A 17090-nucleotide genomic window follows, 5' to 3' on the forward strand; every position below is an offset into this window, starting at 1 on the left:
ACGGCAGCGCCGTCCTCGCGCCAATCATCCGGTGCGGCTGTGTCCGCGCCCCGTGGGAGAAGAATATGTGCGGCATCGTCGGCGCGGTTTCCTCGCGCAATATTGTTCCGGTCCTGATCGAAGGACTGCGTCGCCTCGAGTACCGTGGCTATGATTCCTGTGGCGTAGCGGTAGTACGCGACAATGCGCTCGAGCGCGCCCGCACGGTTTCGCGCGTGGCCGACCTGGACGAGCAGACCCGTGCGTCCGGCCTGGCCGGCATGACCGGCGTGGCGCATACGCGCTGGGCCACGCACGGCAAGCCCGACACCACTAACGCCCACCCGCATTTCTCGGGCGAGTCCATCGCGCTGGTGCACAACGGCATCATCGAGAACTACGAGCCGCTGCGCGAAGAGCTGCGCGCCGCCGGCTATGGCTTCGAGTCGCAGACTGACACCGAAGTGGTGGCCCACCTGATCCACCAGGTCTACACCTACCCGAGCAGCGCCACGCGCGGCGACCTGTTCGCCTCGGTGCGGGCCGTGACCAAGCGCCTGCACGGCGCCTACGCCATCGCCGTGTTCTCCAAGGACCATCCGGAACGCGTGGTCGGCGCCCGCGCCGGCTCGCCGCTGGTGGTGGCGCTGGGCGACAACGAATCCTTCCTGGCTTCCGACGCGCTGGCCGTGGCGGGTACCGCCAACCGCATCATCTACCTGGAAGAAGGCGACGTGGTGGAACTCACCCGCGAAGGCGCCACCATCCGCGACGTGCACGACCACCTGGTCGAGCGCGAAGTGCGCGTGGTCGAGACGCACGCCGCGGCGGTGGAACTGGGCCCGTACCGCCACTTCATGCAGAAGGAAATCTTCGAGCAGCCGCGCGCGCTCGGCGATACGCTGGAAGGCATCGACGCCATTACGCCCGAACTGTTCGGCGAGACCGCCCAGAGCGTGTTCAGCGAGATCGACAGCGTGCTGATCCTGGCTTGCGGCACCAGCTATTACTCGGGCTGTACCGCCAAGTACTGGCTCGAATCCGTGGCCAAGATCCCGACCCAGGTCGAGGTGGCAAGCGAGTACCGCTACCGCGAAACCGTGCCCAACCCGCGCGCGCTGGTGGTGGTGATCTCGCAGTCTGGCGAGACCGCCGATACCATGGCCGCCCTGCGCCACGCCAAGTCGCTGGGCCACACGCATACGCTGGCTGTGTGCAATGTGGCCACCAGCGCCATGGTGCGCGAGACCGCGCTGCGCTTCCTGACGCGTGCCGGCACCGAGATCGGCGTCGCGTCGACCAAGGCCTTCACCACCCAGCTCGCCGCGCTGTACATGCTGACCCTGGCGCTGGCCAAGGTACGCGGCAGGCTCACGGCCGAGGCGGAAGCCGCGGCGCTGACCAACCTGCGCCACCTGCCCGTGGCCCTGCACGGCGTGCTGGCGCTCGAGCCGCAGATCATCTCCTGGTCCGAGGACTTTGCCCGCCGCGAGAATGCGCTGTTCCTGGGCCGTGGCCTGCATTACCCGATCGCCCTGGAAGGCGCGCTCAAGCTCAAGGAAATCTCGTATATCCACGCCGAAGCCTATCCGGCCGGCGAGCTCAAGCACGGCCCGCTGGCACTGGTGACCGAGGCCATGCCCGTGGTCACGGTGGCGCCCAACGACGCGTTGCTGGAAAAGCTGAAGTCCAACATCCAGGAAGTGCGTGCCCGCGGCGGCCGGCTGTATGTGTTCGCCGACAGCGACACCCATATCCATTCCACCGAAGGCATCCAGGTCATCCGCCTGCCCGAGCACTACGGCGACCTGTCGCCGATCCTGCACGTGGTGCCGCTGCAGTTGCTGGCCTACCATACTGCCTGCGCGCGCGGCACCGACGTGGACAAGCCGCGTAACCTGGCCAAGTCGGTCACGGTGGAGTAACGCAAGCGATAGCTGCAAGCCGCGCCGCACGGCATGGCCAGGAACGCCTGGCCGGCCGGACGGCATGGCCGGCATGGGTAAGCGTCCATTCATGCCAGTTGCCGGTGGAGGGCGCGCGGCCCGGGGGTGGCTGGCTTCGCGCCGATGCTGGTCTCAGGATGGCCCCTCGGCTCGCCATCCGCTATCGGTGAGTTGCCTACTTTGGTATCGGCTCCCGCCGCAGGTTCACTTCGTTCGTTTGGCGGACTTGAATAATCCCGGCCGATAGCCAAGAATCGCGCACGGCTGTGTTCTCGCCGAAGACGTGCCCGGCAATGGGCCTCCTGCAGATCCAGGTCACCAGGTCATCAGGTCGCCAGATCAGCGGGAAGAAGACAAAAAGATAAGAAGATAAAACACCAAATACGATAATGCGGACCAGGTGCTCTAGGAGTCCCGCCGCACACCTTGCCTCGGGAATGACTGAAGATTGGCTTGCGCGGCGGCTCCTCTGCCGCCCAGGATTGCTGGCGTGCCCAGCTGGCGGAGTCACGCGCCTGCAGCCTCGCAATTCTTGTCGTCCCTGCATCCTGGCAGCGAGCGGTCGCGGTCATGCGTCACGCAGTGCAGCAGGATCGGTCTTGTGATCCGGCCACCTGGTTTCGCCGCATGAGCGCCGCCGACCCGCGCTGGCACCATGGCGCTGGCCTCATGCTGGCCCGCCGCCTCCATGCGGCCGGTCTCATCGGCATGCTGGCCTGGCTGCTGGTGGCGCGGGCCTGGGCCGCCGATGCCGGCCCGCTACCCCTGCAAAGCCCCGACGTGTCCTGGTTGCGCGATCCGGGCGGGCGGCTCACGATCGCGCAGGTTGCCGCGCGTGCCAACGGATTCGAGCCATTGCGCGGCGGCCTGAGCGAGGGTTTTACCCGTGACGTGGTCTGGCTCAAGGTGGTGCTGCCCGCGACGGCCCAGGGTGGCGAGCGCTGGCTGGAGCTCTGGCCGGGGGCGCTTGACGATGTGCGCCTGTACCAGGCGGCAGCAAACGGCGCCTGGGTGGAGCGCCGCAGCGGCAACGCGCTGCCCTTCGAGGCCCGCGACGGCCCCGATGGGCGTAATCGCAACCTGGCCTTCCGGCTTGCGCAGCCGCAGCCGGGCGATGTGCTCTACCTGCGCATCCGGACCACCGGCACGATGGTGGTGGCGTTGCGGCTGTGGCATGGGTCCGAGCTGCGCGCGGCAAGCGCGGCTGCCAACATCGGCTATGGCATGCACCTGGGTTTCGTGGCCACGGCGGTGCTGTTCTACCTGGGCGGCTGGCTGCTGACCCGCCGCGCGCTCTACGGTGCTTTTTCCCTGCTCGTGGCAGTGGCGACCCTGCGCTGGTTTGCCGCTGACGGACTGGCCAGCCAGTTTCTCTTTCCGCACGATGCCACCGTGCCGCTCTTGGCCACCAAGGCCCTGGTGGGGCTGCAATGGGCGTGCGCCAGCCTGTTCGTGATCTGCCTGCTGCAGTTGCGCGAGCGCGCGCCGTATCTGCTGGCCTATTACCGGGGCCTCATGCTGATGGGCCTGGCGGTCGCCTTGTCGTCATCGAGCGATCACTACGGTACTGCGGTCTGCGCGCTCTATATCGGGGTATTGCTGGGGCAATTACTCTCGATACCCCTCTATCTTCGCCTGTGGCGCACCGGAGGCGCTTCCGGACGGCTGGTCGCGGCTTCGCTCTCGTTGTATTGCCTCATCATCCTGCCTGGCTGCCTTGGCGCGTTCGGCCTGTTGCCGCTGAGCCTCGTCACGATGCAGAGCGCACACCTGCTCGACCTGCCGTTGATGCTGACGCTGCACCTGACCATTGTGCTGCGCGTGCGCGAAGCGGAAAGCGGGCGCAAGCGGGAGCGGGAGCAGGCCTGCGAGGCGATGGCATCCTCCCTGCGCGAGCGGCGTGCGTTCGAGGAGCAGAGCCGTTTGCTCGCGATGATGACGCATGAGGTTCGCACGCCGGTGGCGGTGATCGATGCCGCGGCCTATAGCCTGCGCCTGCTCGATGACATCGGCGGCGACCGCGCGCAGCGCGAGAGCCGCTACCAGAGCATCCAGCTGGCCGTGCGGCGACTGAAACTCCTGATGGAGCTGGCCGAGGCGCGCGAGCGGCTGGTGCCGGGCGAACAGCAGCTCGACACTGGGCCGTTTGGCTTCGCCGAACTCAGCCGGGACGTGCTCGCGTCGCTGGAGCCGCAAGCGGCGGCCCGGGTATCCCTGGAGGCCGGGGCCGGGTTGCCGCAGCTCGATGGGGATGTCCGCCTGCTGCATTTCGCCTTGCTCAACCTGCTCGACAACGCGCTCAAGTACGCCTACCCGGCGAGCCGCATCCTGATCGACATCGCCGCTGGCATGCGCGAGGGCGTGCGCGGCGTGGCCTGGCGCATTCGCGACCAGGGGCCCGGCATACCCTTGGGCAAGGAAGACGTGATCTTCGAGAAATTCCGCCGGCTCGGCGAAATTGCCGACCAGCCCGGCCTCGGGTTGGGCCTGCCGCTGGCGCGCAAGATCATGGAGCTGCATGGCGGGACCCTGCGCTGCGATCCGGGTTGGCGCGAAGGGGCCTGCTTCGTGGCGTGGCTGCCGGAGGCCGCATGACTGTCACCGCCGCGCTTGCCGCCCTCACTGCTTCCGATGGCGCCCCTACCGCGATGCCCGAAGGGAGGGCCAGGAGGATTCCCATTGCGCTGGTCGAGGACAACGAGCGGCTGCGCATGGAGCTGGCCTTTCACTTGACCCACGCCGGCTATGCCGTCGCAAGCCTGGCCGATGCAGCCGCGCTGGACGCGCACCTGGCCAGCCAGCCGTGCCGGCTGCTGATACTGGACCTGGGCCTTCCGGATGAGGATGGGCTGTCCATCTGCGAGCGCCTGCGCCGGACCCGGCCAGACCTGGGCATCGTCATGCTGACCGCGCGCGGCATGGCCCACCACCGGCTCGCCGGGCTGCGCGGCGGCGCCGATGCCTATCTCGTCAAGCCGGCGCGCACGGAAGAGCTGCTGCTGGTGATCGCCAACCTGCTGCGCCGCCTTGACCCCGTGACGCCCGACGCTCCATTGCCGCCGGCTGCCGGCGCGCCCGCGCCGGCCTGGTGCCTCGATGCGCGCCGTCTCATGGCCATCACGCCAGATGGCAACCCGCTCCCGCTCACGCGCGTGGAAGGCCAGCTGCTAAGGGCCTTGCGGCGCAGAGCGCCCGATCCCGCCGGCCGCCGCCAATTGGTGGAAGCGCTGGGTGGCAACTACCTTGACTTCGACGAGCACCGGCTCGATGTCGCCATCAGCCGGTTGCGCGGCAAGCTCTCGCAGGCTTGGCCGCATGGCCCGGCGATCCGCACGGTGCGTGGCGTCGGCTACCTGCTGGTGCAGCGCTGGCTGGACCAGGCTGAGGGATAGCGCCGGGAGGCCGGCGGTGAGCGGTTTTGAGCTTGTTGCGTGCTCGCGAGAGTTTGTGCGTATTTGTGAGTATTTGTGAGCTTTGCCGGCAAGGATTTTTGTATGCTCACCCACCCGTCACGGGGCTGGCCGGTCGGCTTAAAGGTGCCGTGCGCCGCGCGGGAAACCTCAATGCCCGCCACACCCGGAAAAAAGCGTCAGAAGCATAAGTAGCGTGGAGCAAGAATGAGGCAGAGCGAGCTATTGGGAAGAGTGGCCAACGGGGCGATCCTGCGCATCGCTCGCGATCCCTGGGGCAGGCTCTTGCCAAGCGTCGTACTGGTGGACCCTGGCGCGCAAGGCAACGACGAAATCGTTCACCGCTGGCAGATCCGCAAGATGATGGATTCAGGCTTGCTGCAGTACGACGGCAGCACGACCGAGGACTCCAGCATGTACGTCCCGACCTCCGCCGGGCTTGCGATTGGCAATGCGTGGAACCGGGCGAAGGCGAGGGCCGCGGCGGCCGGGGCAGCTGCCGCCGGCCCGGCGCAGGGCTCGGACTAGATCAGTCCTGGCTCGTCACGCAGTTCCTGCCCGCGGCCTTTGCCTGGTAAAGGGCCTTGTCGGCCGCTGCCAGCACATCGTCCAGCGTGCCCCCGGCGCCAGATATCGTGGCGCAACCCAGACTTACCGTGCAGCGGATGTCCATGCCATTGAAGTGGAACACGTGCTGCTCCACCGCTTGCCGGATGCGCTGCGCCGTCGCCCTGGCGCCATCCGCATCGGTCGACGGCAGCAGCAGGGCAAACTCCTCCCCGCCCAGCCGGGCAATGATATCGATGGCGCGCAGCACGCCCTGGCAGCAGGCCACCAGTTCCTTGAGGACATGGTCGCCCGCCGCGTGGCCGAGGCTGTCGTTGATGGCCTTGAAATGGTCGGCGTCCAGCATGACGACCGACAAGGGCTGCCGCAGGCGCCGGGCACGCACCACTTCCGCCTCGCCGACGTCGAAGAAATGCCCGCGGTTGGCGGCCCCCGTCAGGTGGTCCCTGGTGAGCAGCTCCTTGACCTTGTCGACGCTGAGCTTGCGTTCCGTGACATCGCGCAGCACGACCGAGTAGCCGGAAACCTTGCCGTCGATCTCCTCCAGCGCCGCCACCAGCAACTGGCCCCAGTAACGCCGGCCGTCACGGGTGACGCACCATAGCTCTTCCAAATGCCAGCCGCTTTCGCGCGTGAGCCGGAGCTGCTCGTCGACCCGCGCGGGGAAGTCGCTGTCCGGATGGCAGAACAGGCGCAGCGTGGCGCCTTCCACGTCCTGCAGTTCGAAGCCGGTTTGACGCTGGCCGGACTGGTTCCAGCTGTCGATCCGGCCGGTGGCGTCCAGGGAGAAGAAGGCGAAATCATTCACCGCCGAATAGACCGCGGCGAGCCAGGATTCGGTCTGCTTGAGGCTGCGCTCCTGTGCCACTACCTTCGATATGTCAGTGAGCACCACCATCGTGCAGTCCTGGGCGACGCGCAGCATGGAGCAGGACAGGACATTGGGCTCGTGCTGCTTGCGCGTGGGCAGGAAGATGCGGTGGTTCTCGCAGATATAGCCGCGCTCATGCGCGAACGTGGCCGCCATGCTCCTTAGCTCAGGCGCCAGGTCTTCGAACACGGTGAAGAGATTGTCCAGGCTGCCCGTGCGCGAGATGGGCATCAACACCTGGGCTGCCTTGGGGTTTGCCATCGCCACGTTGCCGGATGCGTCGATGCGCAGGATGCCTGCCGGAGACATATAGAGGAAGGTCAGCAACTCCTCGTTCTCGGCCGCGAGAGCGGCCAGGTCGTCCCGGCTCTGCCCAGGATGTGCCATTGCCATGGCGCGCCTATCGCTGGATCAGCACATAGCGCCGATCGCGGCCGGGATCCTTGAGCAGGCGCAGCTTGACCGGCGTGGGGCGCATGCGCAGGGTGAGTACATAGTCGATGGTTTCGTCCAGCAAGTCGGCGTCCTCGAAGCGCTGGGCCACCATGAAATTGTTCATGCAGATGGCCACTTCGGCAAAGAAATGCCGGCCGAGCACCCGCTCCGGGGACAATCCCGCGAGCCGCGACTCGGTGGCGTTGTAACGCTCGACGATGCCCGTCGACGCAAAGCCGATGGTGCCGAAGGGCAGGGCGTCGGCGTCCTGCGCCGAAAGGCTATCCAGCTGCTCCAGCGAAATTTCCGAAAAACTCATCCTCATCCTCATTATCCAATCCGGGGTTAACAATGCCTGCAGCCAGCACCGCGCCTACCTGTGCTCGGCAGACCTGAGGAAACTCGCCGAGATCTCCCGCGTCAGCAGGCCGATGGCTTCCATCTCCCCATCCGACAGCCCGCCCGTGCAGGCCGTCGAGCCCCAGTCTCCGCAGATCATGGCGACGCAGCGATTCTTGATCATCACGGGCGCCAGCAGGATGGAGCGGGCATCGGGCATCTGTTCCCGATACCAGCGGGGCACGCGGTGCGCCACCTCTTTGCCGAAGGAGTCTTCGAGCAGCAGCGGCTTGTTGCCGATGGCGGCAAAGTGAAAGATATCGGGAACGAAGCCTTCTTCGAAGGATAGCGCCTCCATCTTCTCGCGCATGCCCTCGCCAAATCCTACCCGTGCGCCAAAACGCTTCGCCATCGGGTTGAGCAGCATGAGGAAGCAATGCGAGAAGTTCAGCGCCTGCATGGCCGATTCGAGCACCAGCGGCGCCAGCTCGGAGACCGGCAACTCGCCGCCCTCGCGCTTGACTTCCTGCAGGCTTTGCTGAAGGCGCTTGAGGGCATCCTTCGGCTTGCCGGCATTCAGTGCCGGGGTGGCCTCGGCCGCTTCGGGCGACTCCGCATTGGTCATGGAAACGTTCAGCGCCAGAGCCTGCCGGACTGCGCTTTCCACCACACCGGCTTGCAGGCCCAGTGCTTCGGCGTGATCCAGCAGCAAGGCCTGGACCTCTTCCTGCGGCGCGTCCCTGGCCACCAGCGTGGCGGCGCGGGAGGAGATGTTGGCAATCGCGCCCAACCAGTCGGCGTGGGATTCCAGCACCGAATCCGCGTCGAAACGCTGGCAGCGCATCGACGTCGCGATCAGGCTGGGCAGCCTCCATTTGATCGCCGCCGCTGCCGCGATGTCTTCGAGGGTGACGCCCAGCACTTGCTGGCACGCTTCGCTTTCCTTCTCGGAGTCACCCTTGCACAGGGCCTGGATCTGTTCCCACTCCTCGGCGAAGTAGAAGACCAGAAGCAGGCGGCTCATGTGGTGCATCAACGTGCACACCACGGCTTCTTCCCCCTGCCTGATGCCTTGGGCGTTGCTGAGCGCGCGCGTGAACTCGCCGGCGATCAGGGCCTGCTTCAGTTCAGTGGACGCTTGTGGCCGGTTGATGGCCACCCCGGAGAAATAATCCAGCAACTGGACCCCGAGCGTGAGGTGGCTGATCGCTTCGACTCCCAGGACCAGGATGGCGCGCGACACCGTCGTGACTTCGCCCCCGAACGAGCGATACATGGCGGAGTTGGCCAGGCGTATGACCTTCTGCGACAAGCTGAAATCGGACAGCACGCCCGCAGCCATTTCGCCGACGCTGGTGTCGCTGTTCAGTGTCTTGAAAACGTTGTCGATGCAGAACTGCAGCGTGGGGAAATCCCCTTGCTGCGCCATGCGGCTCCAGAGTGTCTCGAAGAATGTGTTGCTTGAAGGGTTTGACATGACGGCGTCTACTTCGAGAACACTTGGGCACTGCCAAGCTGCAGCGTGCCGGCTTGCGCCTGGTCCACGAACCGGGCCGGGCTCATTGCCTTCGCATAGCGCCAGCCCTGCACCAGCTCACAGCCTTGCTCGGCCAGCAGCTGGCTTTGCTCGTCCGACTCCACGCCTTCGGCGATGGCCACCAGCCCGAGTTCCCGCGCGAGCGACAACACGGCAAACACGATGGTCCGCGCATGCGGGGAGTCCATCATGTCGGCCACAAAGCTCTGGTCGATCTTCAGTGCCGAGAGCGGGAAGCGGCGCAGGTAGGACAAGCTCGAGTACCCCGTGCCGAAGTCGTCGACCGCGAACCGCACGCCCAGTGCGCGCAACTCCGTCAGCAAGTCCTGCGCCGCCTCCGGGTCGGTCATCAGCGCGCCTTCCGTGATCTCCAGGACCAGCCGGTGCGAGCTGATGCCGGAATCCTTGATGGCCCGCCTGACGCTGTCCGCGAAGCCGGGGTGCCTGAACTGGACCGGAGAGACATTGACCGATATGTATCCCACGTCCAGCCCGAGCGCGTCCCAGCTTGCCAGCTGCGCACAGGCGCAGCGCAGCGCCCACGCCCCGAGATGGTTGATGAGGCCGTTATGCTCCGCAACCGGGATAAACACGGCCGGCGGGACGGACCCCGTCGGGTGTTGCCACCGCATCAGTGCCTCGACCGCGCAGACCTTGCCGGAGCCGGGCCACACGATCGGCTGGTAGTGAAGCAGGAACTCGCCGTTCTGGACGGCCTCGAACATGTTCTGTTCGATCCGGAACTGCTCGTCCAGCCGATGCTCCAGCTCCGGCGTGTAGACACAGTATCGATTCTTGCCCTGCGCCTTGGCGTCATACATGGCCAGGTCCGCACGCTTGAGCAATTGCGACTCGGACTGATGGGCCAGCGCGCCAAAGGTGAGCCCCAGGCTGGTGGTGACGCGGATCTGGCAACCGGCCAGGTGAAAAGGCTGCCTGCAGACATGGATCACCTTCTCCACGATGCCGATGGCGGCGGCTTCCGAGGCGATACCGTCGAGCAGCAGCACGAACTCATCGCCGCCCAGCCGCGCGACCATGTCCGTCGGGCGAACCGCCCCGAGCAGCCGCACGCTGACTTGCTTGAGCAAGGCGTCGCCAAATTCATGGCCCAGCGAGTCGTTGACCTTCTTGAACCCGTCGAGGTCCATCAGGGCAAGCGCAAATGGCGCCTTTCCCCTGCCATCTTCGGTGAAGTACCCGGCAATGCGTTCGCGCACCATGGCACGGTTGCCTACGCCGGTGAGCGGGTCGCGAAAGGACGCCTCGATGAGTCGTTCTTCGTTGTCGACCCAGTCGGTCACGTCGTAGCCAAACAGCAGCAAGCTCGGGCTGCCGTCCTCGTCGGCATGGCGGCACACACGCAGGTCCAGCCAGCGGCTTTCGCCGACGCCGCCCGAGAAGCGGATGCGGCCGGTCTTGCAAGGCGCTTCCTGCTCGCAGGCACGCAGCAGCTCGGCAAGCTGCTCGCGCTGCTCGAACGAGACGACATCCAGGATCGAGGATTTGAGAAGGTATTCCCGGGGGTAGGCAAGTAGCTGCGCCGAGGCTTCGGTTGCCAGGATGATATGGCCCGCGACATCGATCTGCAGGGCGAGCGCGCCCGAAGCCTCGAGCAATGCCCAGGCATCCCGCGCCGATCCCCCGGCGGATAACAGTGGGTTCCGGTCGGAGGATGGCCATTCAGGGGGCTCCGCCGCTAGAACTGCGTCATACGTAAACGACGTCATGGAACTCTGGTTGAAACTCGGACCGAATTGAGCGATCTGGTGATCGAACGCCGCCAGCGCTGCCGTGTCTGGCTATCTCGCGCATTAAAGTGATTTTAGGTGCATGTTACCCATGCTGCGCATGTCAGTTTAACGCTTAACCGCGACCTGCGATCACCGGAATGCGTTACCTGGCAAGAGTTTGTGGCGCCGTTGCACAGAGGGGCCCGGCACATCGATGGCCCAAGCGTGGCCGACCCGAATTTGCCGGGTACGCGCCGCCCGCGAACGTCTGCGCACGACTGCCTTTAGAATGCAGCACAAACCAATCGGAGACCGTGCATGCTGTGGAAATCATCCCCCTCCCTGAAAGACCTTCAGGCCCGCCACAAGGACACCGCTGTCGAGCAACTGGGCATCGAGTTCACCGAGATCGGCGAGGCTTCGCTCAGTGCACGCATGCCGGTGGACCGCCGCACCGTGCAGCCGCATGGCATCCTGCACGGCGGCGCTTCGGTGCTGCTGGCGGAGACGCTGGGCAGTTGCGCCGCCAGCCTGTGCCTGGATAGCGAGACCCAGTATTGTGTCGGGCTCGACATCAATGCCAACCATGTGCGCGCGGCGCGCACGGGCTTTGTTACCGGCACCGCCACGCCGGTGCATATCGGCCGCACCACCCATGTGTGGGCCATCGAGATCCGCAACGAAGAAGGCAAGATGGTCTGCGTCTCCCGGATCACCATGTCCATTCTTTCGCGCTGATCGCCGCGGCCTTCGGCAAGCGTGCGGGCGCCGCTGCGCGCCCCGTGCAGAGATTTTCATTTCCGGCTAAACTGCGCCCCGCACTGTAAGCGGACGCCAAAGCGCGGCGTCCCGGCAGCGGCGGGGTGGCAGAGTGGTTATGCGACGGCCTGCAAAGCCGTACACGGCGGTTCAATTCCGTTCCCCCGCCTCCAGGTTTCCGGTCATGGCCAGGGCGATCGCGCCATGCGGCCGGGCGCCGCGATGCTTCGCGCTCCTTTCCCTTTGTTCTGTCCCATCGTTCTTCCCCTTTCTCGCCAGGCGATTTTGCCTCGGCCTCGCCTGATTCATTCGGTGGATAAGGCGTCGCTTATGCCGTTTTCCCCGCTGGAACAAGTCGCCCGAATCATGTAGTGTGAACTCAGCGCAGTCCATCCATGACAACCTCCGCCATCGTGCGTGGCGGGGAGATATTTGCAATGACAAGAGATCTGCGTATCCGCGCCGCACAACCGGCCGATTGGCCGGCAATCGCGGAAGTCCTTGAAGCCTGTGGCCTCGCCAGCGACGATCCCGATCCCTCGCTGGCGTTGTTCCATATTGCGGTGCTCGACGGCGGCATTGTCGGTTGTGCCGGCGCCGAAGGCTATGGCGACACCGTGGTCGTGCGCTCGGTCGCGGTATTGCCGCCTTATCGCGATCGCGGCATCGCCACCCATCTGGTTTCCGCCCTGCTCATGCGCGCCCGCGCCAACGGCTGCACGCGCGCCGTGCTGCTGAGCGCCAGTTGCCCCAGCTACTTTGCCCGCTACGGCTTCTCGCTGATTTCGGCGGATCGCCTGCCGCCGGAAGTGCGCGCGTCGCGCGAGTTCCGGCAGCAAGAAGGCGCGCTGCCGCTATGCATGTGTTGCGAGCTGAAATGATCTACCCGACGAACCAGACTGGCCCGGCCCGGCCGGCGAGCGCTGTCCCCTTCGATTGCCTCGTCTATATCGGCCGTTTCGAACCCTTCCACAACGGCCACTTCGCCATGCTGCGCCAGGCGCTGGCGCAGGCCGCCACGGTGATCGTGGTGCTGGGTTCCGCCGGCGGCGCCCGCACCGTCAAGAATCCGTTTTCGGCGGATGAGCGCCGCCAGATGATCGAGGGCGCTGTCGCGGCATGGGACGCCGCGCGCGTTGCCGACCTGCGCTTTGTGGTGGTGCGCGACTACTACGAAAGCGCGCGCTGGACAGCGGCGGTGCGCGCCGTGGCGGGCGCGGCCATCGATGCTTGCGCGCAAGGCACGCCGCGCGTTGGCCTGTTCGGGCATTTCAAGGATGCCTCTTCGGGCTACCTCAATGACTTCCCCGGCTGGGAGCTGGTGCAGCAGCCCAGCTTCGGGCAGCTCAATGCCGCCGACGTGCGCCAGCAATGGTTCGAGCAGCAAGGCGGGCTGGAGGGGCTGCAGAGCGTGCTGCCGGAGCCGGTGGCCGCCTTCCTGCGCGCGTTCGCCGGGCGCGAAGCGTTTGCGGCCTTGCTGGCCGAGTACCGCTTCCTGCAGGACCACAGCCGCCGCTGGGCCGCCGCGCCGTATCCGCCGGTCTTCGTGACCGTGGATGCGGTGGTGCGCTGCTGCGGCCAGGTGCTGCTGATCCGCCGCGGCGGACAGCCCGGGCGCGGCGCCTGGGCGTTGCCCGGCGGTTTCCTGGACCAGCATGAGCGCGTGGCCGACGCGGTGCTGCGCGAGCTTGACGAGGAGACGCGCTTCGGGCTGCCCAAGGCGGCGTTGCAGCAATCCTTGCGCGACCAGGCGCTGTTCGATCATCCCGAGCGCAGCCAGCGCGGGCGCACGCTGACCCACGCTTTCTTCTTTGACCTGCCGCTCGATGCGCTGCCGGCCGTGGCCGCCGCCGATGACGCGGCCGCGGTGCGCTGGGTGCCGCAGCGGGAGCTGCTGGCGCTGGAAGGGCAGATGTTCGAGGATCACCTGCTGATCCTCGATCGCTTCCTGCATCTGTTCGACGGCGAGGCGCAGCCGGCGGGCTGAGCGGTTCGCCGCCGGGTTCAGTGCCCGCCCAGGTACGCCTGCGCCAGCGCCGGATCCCGCGCCAGTTCGTCCGCCGGCCCGCTGGCCACGACGCGGCCTTCCTCCATCACATAGCCGCGATCGGCCAGCGCCAGTGCCAGCGCGGCCATCTGGTCCACCAGCAAGATGCTGATCGAGGCCTCACGCAGCTGGTCCAGCGAGGCGAACAGCTCCGCGATCACCTTGGGCGCCAGGCCCAGCGATGGTTCGTCGAGCAGCAACACGCGCGGGTTCGACATCAGCGCGCGCCCGATTGCCAGCATCTGCTGCTCGCCACCGGAGAGCAGGCCGGCACGCTGATGCTGGCGCTCGCGCAGCCGCGGAAAGCGGGTCAGCATGGCCTCGACCCGCTTGACCATTTCCATATGGGACAGCGGACCGGACGCAAACGCACCCAGCCGCAGGTTGTCGAGCACGGATAGCTCGGGGAACACCTGCCGGCCCTCCGGCACCAGCACCACGCCCATGGCCGCGATGCGCTCGGCATCCAGCCGCGCCAGGTCCACGCCGTCGAAGGTGATGCCGCCCTGCACGGGGCGGTGCAGGCCAGACAACGCGCGCATCAAGGTGGACTTGCCTGCGCCGTTGGCGCCCAGCAGCGCCACCATTTCACCTTCGCGGACCTGCAGCGCCACGTCGTGCAGCACCGGCGCCGCGCCGTAGCCCGCGCTGAGCGCATTCGCACCCAGCACTTCGCGCAGCGCGTCGGACGGCAACTTGCGCGGGCGGGCCGCCTGGGCGTTATCCTGCCCGGACAGCACCGTGGCCTCGCCCAGGTAGGCGCGGCGCACGTGCGGATCGCTGCGGATGGCCGCCGGCGTGCCAGCCGCCAGATGCTGGCCGGCATCGATGACGACAATGCCGTCCGACACGTCCATCACCAGCGACATATCGTGCTCGACCAGCCCCACCGCAATGCCGCTGTCGGCAATCCTGCGCAGCAACGCACCCAGGCGCGCCTTGTCCTCGCGCGACAGCCCGGCGGCCGGCTCATCGAGCAGCAGCACCGCGGGGCGGGTGGCCAGCGCGCGCGCAATTTCCACCAGGCGCCGGTCCACGTGCGCCAGGTCGGCCGCGCAGGCGTGCGGATCGCCGGCATAGCCGCATGCGCCAAGCAGGTCCAGCGCTTGCTGGCGCACCGCCGGCGCGGTGAAGCCCGCGATGCCCAGCAGCGCGCCAAGCCGCCCGCGCCGCAAGGCGATGGCCACGTTGTCGGCCGCGCTCATGCCGGCGAACAGCTGCGAGGTCTGGTAGGTGCGGGCGATGCCGTTGCGCGCGCTATGGCAGGGGCCGCGCGCGGGCAGCGCGGCCTGGCCCAGGCTGCGGCCGCCGGCGCGCGGGCGGTAGTAGCCGGACAACAGATTGAGCACGGTGGATTTGCCCGCGCCGTTGGGGCCGATCAGGCTGGTCACCGCGCCGGCGGGCAGGTCGAAGGAGAGGTCGTCGACCGCGCGCACGCCGCCGAACACCATGGACAAGCCCTGCGCGGAAAGCCCGCGCCGCCGGGCGGCGGGCAGGGCGGGCAAGCTGGCATTGGCCTCTTCCCCCGGGGCACGATCCTGCGCACGGGCACGTTGCCATAGCTGGCCGGCCACACCGGCGATGCCACCCGGCGCAACCCACAGCACCAGCAACAGCAGGCCGCCGAAGAACAGCAAGCGCAGGTTCTCCAGGCTCGACAGCAGCTCCGGCAAGACCCCCACCACCACCGCGCCCAGTACCGGCCCGGCCACCGTGCCCGCGCCGCCGATCATGACCACCAGCACGAACAGGATCGATTGCAGGAAGGAGAACATGCCCGGCGTGACCATGCCCTGCAGCGGCGCGAACAGGCCGCCGGCCAGGCCGGCGAGCGCGGCCGAGAATGCAAAGCCCACGGTCTTGACCACGAGAGGATCGATGCCGATGGACGCCGCCGCGGTCTCGCTGTCGCGCACCGCGCGCATGGCCGCGCCCCAGGCGCCGCGCGAAATCCGCGCATAGGCCGCGAGGGCGATCGCCAGCACCGCCAGCGCAATCAGCGCGAGCGCGCGCTCGCCGCCATCCACGCCCGGCAGCGAAGGCTGGGCGATGCCCATCAGGCCGTTCTGCCCGCCGGTGAGCGCGCGCCACTCGACCGCGCCGTGCTCCACGATAAAGCCGAAGGCGATGGTCACCATCGCCAGGCCGGGCCCCTTCACGCGCAACGCCGGCAGCGCCAGCAGGGCGCCGGTGACGCATGCGATCAACGCGCCCACCGGCCACGCCGCCCAGAAGCTCCAGCCGGCCTGCCCGGTGAGGATGGCCACGGTGTACGCGCCAATGGCATAGAAGGCCACGTGGCCGAACGAGATCTGTCCCGTCAGCCCCAGCAGCAGGTTCAGGCCCACGCCGCAGATCGCCAGCATGGCCACCCCGGCGATGACGAAGACGAAGTAGCCGTTGACCAGCAGCGCCGCGGCACCGGCCACGATGAGGGCCAGCGCCATCGCGCTGACCTGCAGCGGCGTGCCCAGGCCCAGCAGCGGCGAGCGCGCGCTCGCAGGCGCGGCGTGCGGTGAGGCTGCGCGCGGCGCGCCACCGCGTGTGGATGTCAGCGTGGAATCGTTCATACCTTGCGCACCTCCGCGCGCCCGAACAAGCCGTCCGGCCGCATGGCCAGCAGCAGGATCACCAGGGAGAAGGTGATGATCTGGGTGTAGCCGGAGCCGAGCGAGGCCGTCACCAGCGCCTCCGCCACGCCAAAGATCAGGCCCGCCACCATCACGCCCCAGGCGCTGCCGAGCCCGCCCAGGATGGCAACGGCGAAGGCCTTGAGGCCAAACACCGTGCCCATGTCGGACTGCACGTTGAACAGCGGCGCGATCAGCACGCCGGCGATGCCGGCCAGCAGCGTGGACAGCGCGAACGCCGCCGCTACCAGGCGCCGGATCGGAATGCCCATCAGCCGCGCGGCGTCGCGGTTCTGCACCACCGCCAGCATCGCCACGCCCCAGCGCGAGCGGCGCAGCACCAGGTGCAGCACGCCGGCCAGCGCAAGCCCGATCACCGGGATCAGCAACTGCAGCGGATACACCCCGAGGCCCGTGTCGCCGAGCTGCATCGCGGAGGTGGCAAGCGGCGAGGGCAGGCTGCGCGGCTCGGTGCCGAAGGTCAGCATCACCACGTTATCGAGCACGATCCCCAGCGCCACCGTGGCCATCAGCCAGGCGTTGGAGCCGCGGCTGGCAAACGGGCGCACCGCCAGGAACTCCACCGCCAGCCCGTACAGCGCGCACAGCGCCAGCGCCAGTACCACCGCCAGCGGCATCGGCCAGCCCAGCGTCTGGGCGAAGGTGTAGGTCAGCACCGCGCCCAGCATCATCGAGCTGCCCTGCGCGAAGTTCACTGTGGCCGAGACCGCGTAGGTAATGTGAAAGCCGAGCGCCATCAGGCCGTACATGCTGCCCAGGCCGAGGCCGCTGATCAGGGCGGAGATCCATAACATGGTGAGTCCTTGTTGCGACGCC

13 protein-coding genes and 1 tRNA gene are annotated in these 17090 nt (G+C 67.2%); 8 read left to right on the forward strand and 6 right to left on the reverse strand.

Annotation, left to right across the window (positions count from 1 at the left end; all coding sequences use genetic code 11):
• Positions 1-65 precede the first annotated feature (65 nt).
• The 4 genes from glmS to F7R26_RS01655 all read left to right on the forward strand — a co-directional run bounded on the left by glmS (position 66) and on the right by F7R26_RS01655 (position 5863).
• On the forward strand, positions 66-1904 hold the full coding sequence (glmS, locus tag F7R26_RS01640; protein WP_150992019.1) for a glutamine--fructose-6-phosphate transaminase (isomerizing): 1839 nt from the start codon (positions 66-68) through the stop codon (positions 1902-1904).
• Between the two features lie 648 nt (positions 1905-2552).
• A complete protein-coding gene (locus F7R26_RS01645) occupies positions 2553-4520 on the forward strand; it encodes a sensor histidine kinase (RefSeq protein WP_150992021.1) in 1968 nt (655 codons plus the stop codon).
• On the forward strand, positions 4517-5317 hold the full coding sequence (locus F7R26_RS01650; protein ID WP_150992023.1) for a response regulator transcription factor: 801 nt from the start codon (positions 4517-4519) through the stop codon (positions 5315-5317). The genes F7R26_RS01645 and F7R26_RS01650 overlap by 4 nt, the downstream gene beginning before the upstream one ends.
• A gap of 225 nt (positions 5318-5542) precedes the next feature.
• Positions 5543-5863: a hypothetical protein gene (locus tag F7R26_RS01655; RefSeq protein ID WP_150992025.1), complete on the forward strand. Its 321-nt coding sequence runs from the start codon at positions 5543-5545 to the stop codon at positions 5861-5863.
• 1 nt (position 5864) lies between these two features.
• On the opposite strand, the gene F7R26_RS01660 is transcribed toward F7R26_RS01655, so the two are convergent.
• From F7R26_RS01660 to F7R26_RS01675, 4 genes are read right to left on the reverse strand one after another with little or no spacing between them, the layout of a single operon-like run.
• A complete protein-coding gene (locus F7R26_RS01660; protein WP_150992027.1) occupies positions 5865-7166 on the reverse strand; it encodes a sensor domain-containing diguanylate cyclase in 1302 nt (433 codons plus the stop codon).
• A gap of 7 nt (positions 7167-7173) precedes the next feature.
• Positions 7174-7527, reverse strand: coding sequence for a phosphonate transporter (locus F7R26_RS01665; protein ID WP_206702502.1), 354 nt, complete (start codon positions 7525-7527; stop codon positions 7174-7176).
• Positions 7528-7581: 54 nt separating this feature from the next.
• Positions 7582-9024, reverse strand: a complete 1443-nt coding sequence (locus tag F7R26_RS01670; protein WP_150992031.1) for an HDOD domain-containing protein — start codon at positions 9022-9024, stop codon at positions 7582-7584.
• An 8-nt stretch (positions 9025-9032) separates the two neighbouring features.
• Positions 9033-10814, reverse strand: coding sequence for a putative bifunctional diguanylate cyclase/phosphodiesterase (locus tag F7R26_RS01675; protein ID WP_241754399.1), 1782 nt, complete (start codon positions 10812-10814; stop codon positions 9033-9035).
• A 321-nt stretch (positions 10815-11135) separates the two neighbouring features.
• On the opposite strand from F7R26_RS01675, the gene F7R26_RS01680 reads away from it, so the two are divergent.
• From F7R26_RS01680 to F7R26_RS01695, 4 genes are all read left to right on the forward strand, one after another.
• The gene (locus F7R26_RS01680; protein ID WP_193692112.1) at positions 11136-11555 is read left to right on the forward strand and encodes a hotdog fold thioesterase; all 420 of its coding nucleotides are present in this window, start codon (positions 11136-11138) and stop codon (positions 11553-11555) included.
• A 119-nt stretch (positions 11556-11674) separates the two neighbouring features.
• A tRNA-Cys gene (locus F7R26_RS01685) sits at positions 11675-11749 on the forward strand.
• Positions 11750-12013: 264 nt separating this feature from the next.
• Positions 12014-12457 carry a GNAT family N-acetyltransferase gene (locus F7R26_RS01690; RefSeq protein WP_150992033.1) on the forward strand — a complete coding sequence of 148 codons (444 nt, stop codon included), beginning with the start codon at positions 12014-12016 and terminating at the stop codon, positions 12455-12457.
• Complete coding sequence (locus F7R26_RS01695; RefSeq protein ID WP_150992035.1) at positions 12454-13563, forward strand: bifunctional nicotinamide-nucleotide adenylyltransferase/Nudix hydroxylase; 1110 nt, start codon at positions 12454-12456, stop codon at positions 13561-13563. The genes F7R26_RS01690 and F7R26_RS01695 overlap by 4 nt, the downstream gene beginning before the upstream one ends.
• Positions 13564-13580: 17 nt before the next feature.
• Here the strand turns inward: F7R26_RS01695 and F7R26_RS01700 are convergent, their stop codons facing one another.
• Both F7R26_RS01700 and F7R26_RS01705 read right to left on the reverse strand, forming a co-directional pair.
• Positions 13581-16193: a branched-chain amino acid ABC transporter ATP-binding protein/permease gene (locus F7R26_RS01700; protein ID WP_150992037.1), complete on the reverse strand. Its 2613-nt coding sequence runs from the start codon at positions 16191-16193 to the stop codon at positions 13581-13583.
• Positions 16190-17068, reverse strand: coding sequence for a branched-chain amino acid ABC transporter permease (locus tag F7R26_RS01705; RefSeq protein ID WP_150992039.1), 879 nt, complete (start codon positions 17066-17068; stop codon positions 16190-16192). The genes F7R26_RS01700 and F7R26_RS01705 overlap by 4 nt, the downstream gene beginning before the upstream one ends.
• Between the last annotated feature and the right edge of the window lie 22 nt (positions 17069-17090).

It is taken from the genome of Cupriavidus basilensis, assembly GCF_008801925.2.
Taxonomy (GTDB): Bacteria; Pseudomonadota; Gammaproteobacteria; order Burkholderiales; family Burkholderiaceae; genus Cupriavidus; species Cupriavidus basilensis.

Excerpts from the sequence above, each read along its gene's own strand:
- glmS (WP_150992019.1), top strand. The coding sequence starts at position 66 with ATGTGCGGCATCGTCGGCGCGGTTTCCTCGCGCAATATTGTTCCGGTC.
- F7R26_RS01645 (WP_150992021.1), top strand. The coding sequence starts at position 2,553 with ATGAGCGCCGCCGACCCGCGCTGGCACCATGGCGCTGGCCTCATGCTG.
- F7R26_RS01650 (WP_150992023.1), top strand. The coding sequence starts at position 4,517 with ATGACTGTCACCGCCGCGCTTGCCGCCCTCACTGCTTCCGATGGCGCC.
- F7R26_RS01655 (WP_150992025.1), top strand. The coding sequence starts at position 5,543 with ATGAGGCAGAGCGAGCTATTGGGAAGAGTGGCCAACGGGGCGATCCTG.
- F7R26_RS01660 (WP_150992027.1), bottom strand. The coding sequence starts at position 7,166 with ATGGCAATGGCACATCCTGGGCAGAGCCGGGACGACCTGGCCGCTCTC.
- F7R26_RS01665 (WP_206702502.1), bottom strand. The coding sequence starts at position 7,527 with ATGAGTTTTTCGGAAATTTCGCTGGAGCAGCTGGATAGCCTTTCGGCG.
- F7R26_RS01670 (WP_150992031.1), bottom strand. The coding sequence starts at position 9,024 with ATGTCAAACCCTTCAAGCAACACATTCTTCGAGACACTCTGGAGCCGC.
- F7R26_RS01675 (WP_241754399.1), bottom strand. The coding sequence starts at position 10,814 with ATGACGTCGTTTACGTATGACGCAGTTCTAGCGGCGGAGCCCCCTGAA.
- F7R26_RS01680 (WP_193692112.1), top strand. The coding sequence starts at position 11,136 with ATGCTGTGGAAATCATCCCCCTCCCTGAAAGACCTTCAGGCCCGCCAC.
- F7R26_RS01690 (WP_150992033.1), top strand. The coding sequence starts at position 12,014 with ATGACAAGAGATCTGCGTATCCGCGCCGCACAACCGGCCGATTGGCCG.
- F7R26_RS01695 (WP_150992035.1), top strand. The coding sequence starts at position 12,454 with ATGATCTACCCGACGAACCAGACTGGCCCGGCCCGGCCGGCGAGCGCT.
- F7R26_RS01700 (WP_150992037.1), bottom strand. The coding sequence starts at position 16,193 with ATGAACGATTCCACGCTGACATCCACACGCGGTGGCGCGCCGCGCGCA.
- F7R26_RS01705 (WP_150992039.1), bottom strand. The coding sequence starts at position 17,068 with ATGTTATGGATCTCCGCCCTGATCAGCGGCCTCGGCCTGGGCAGCATG.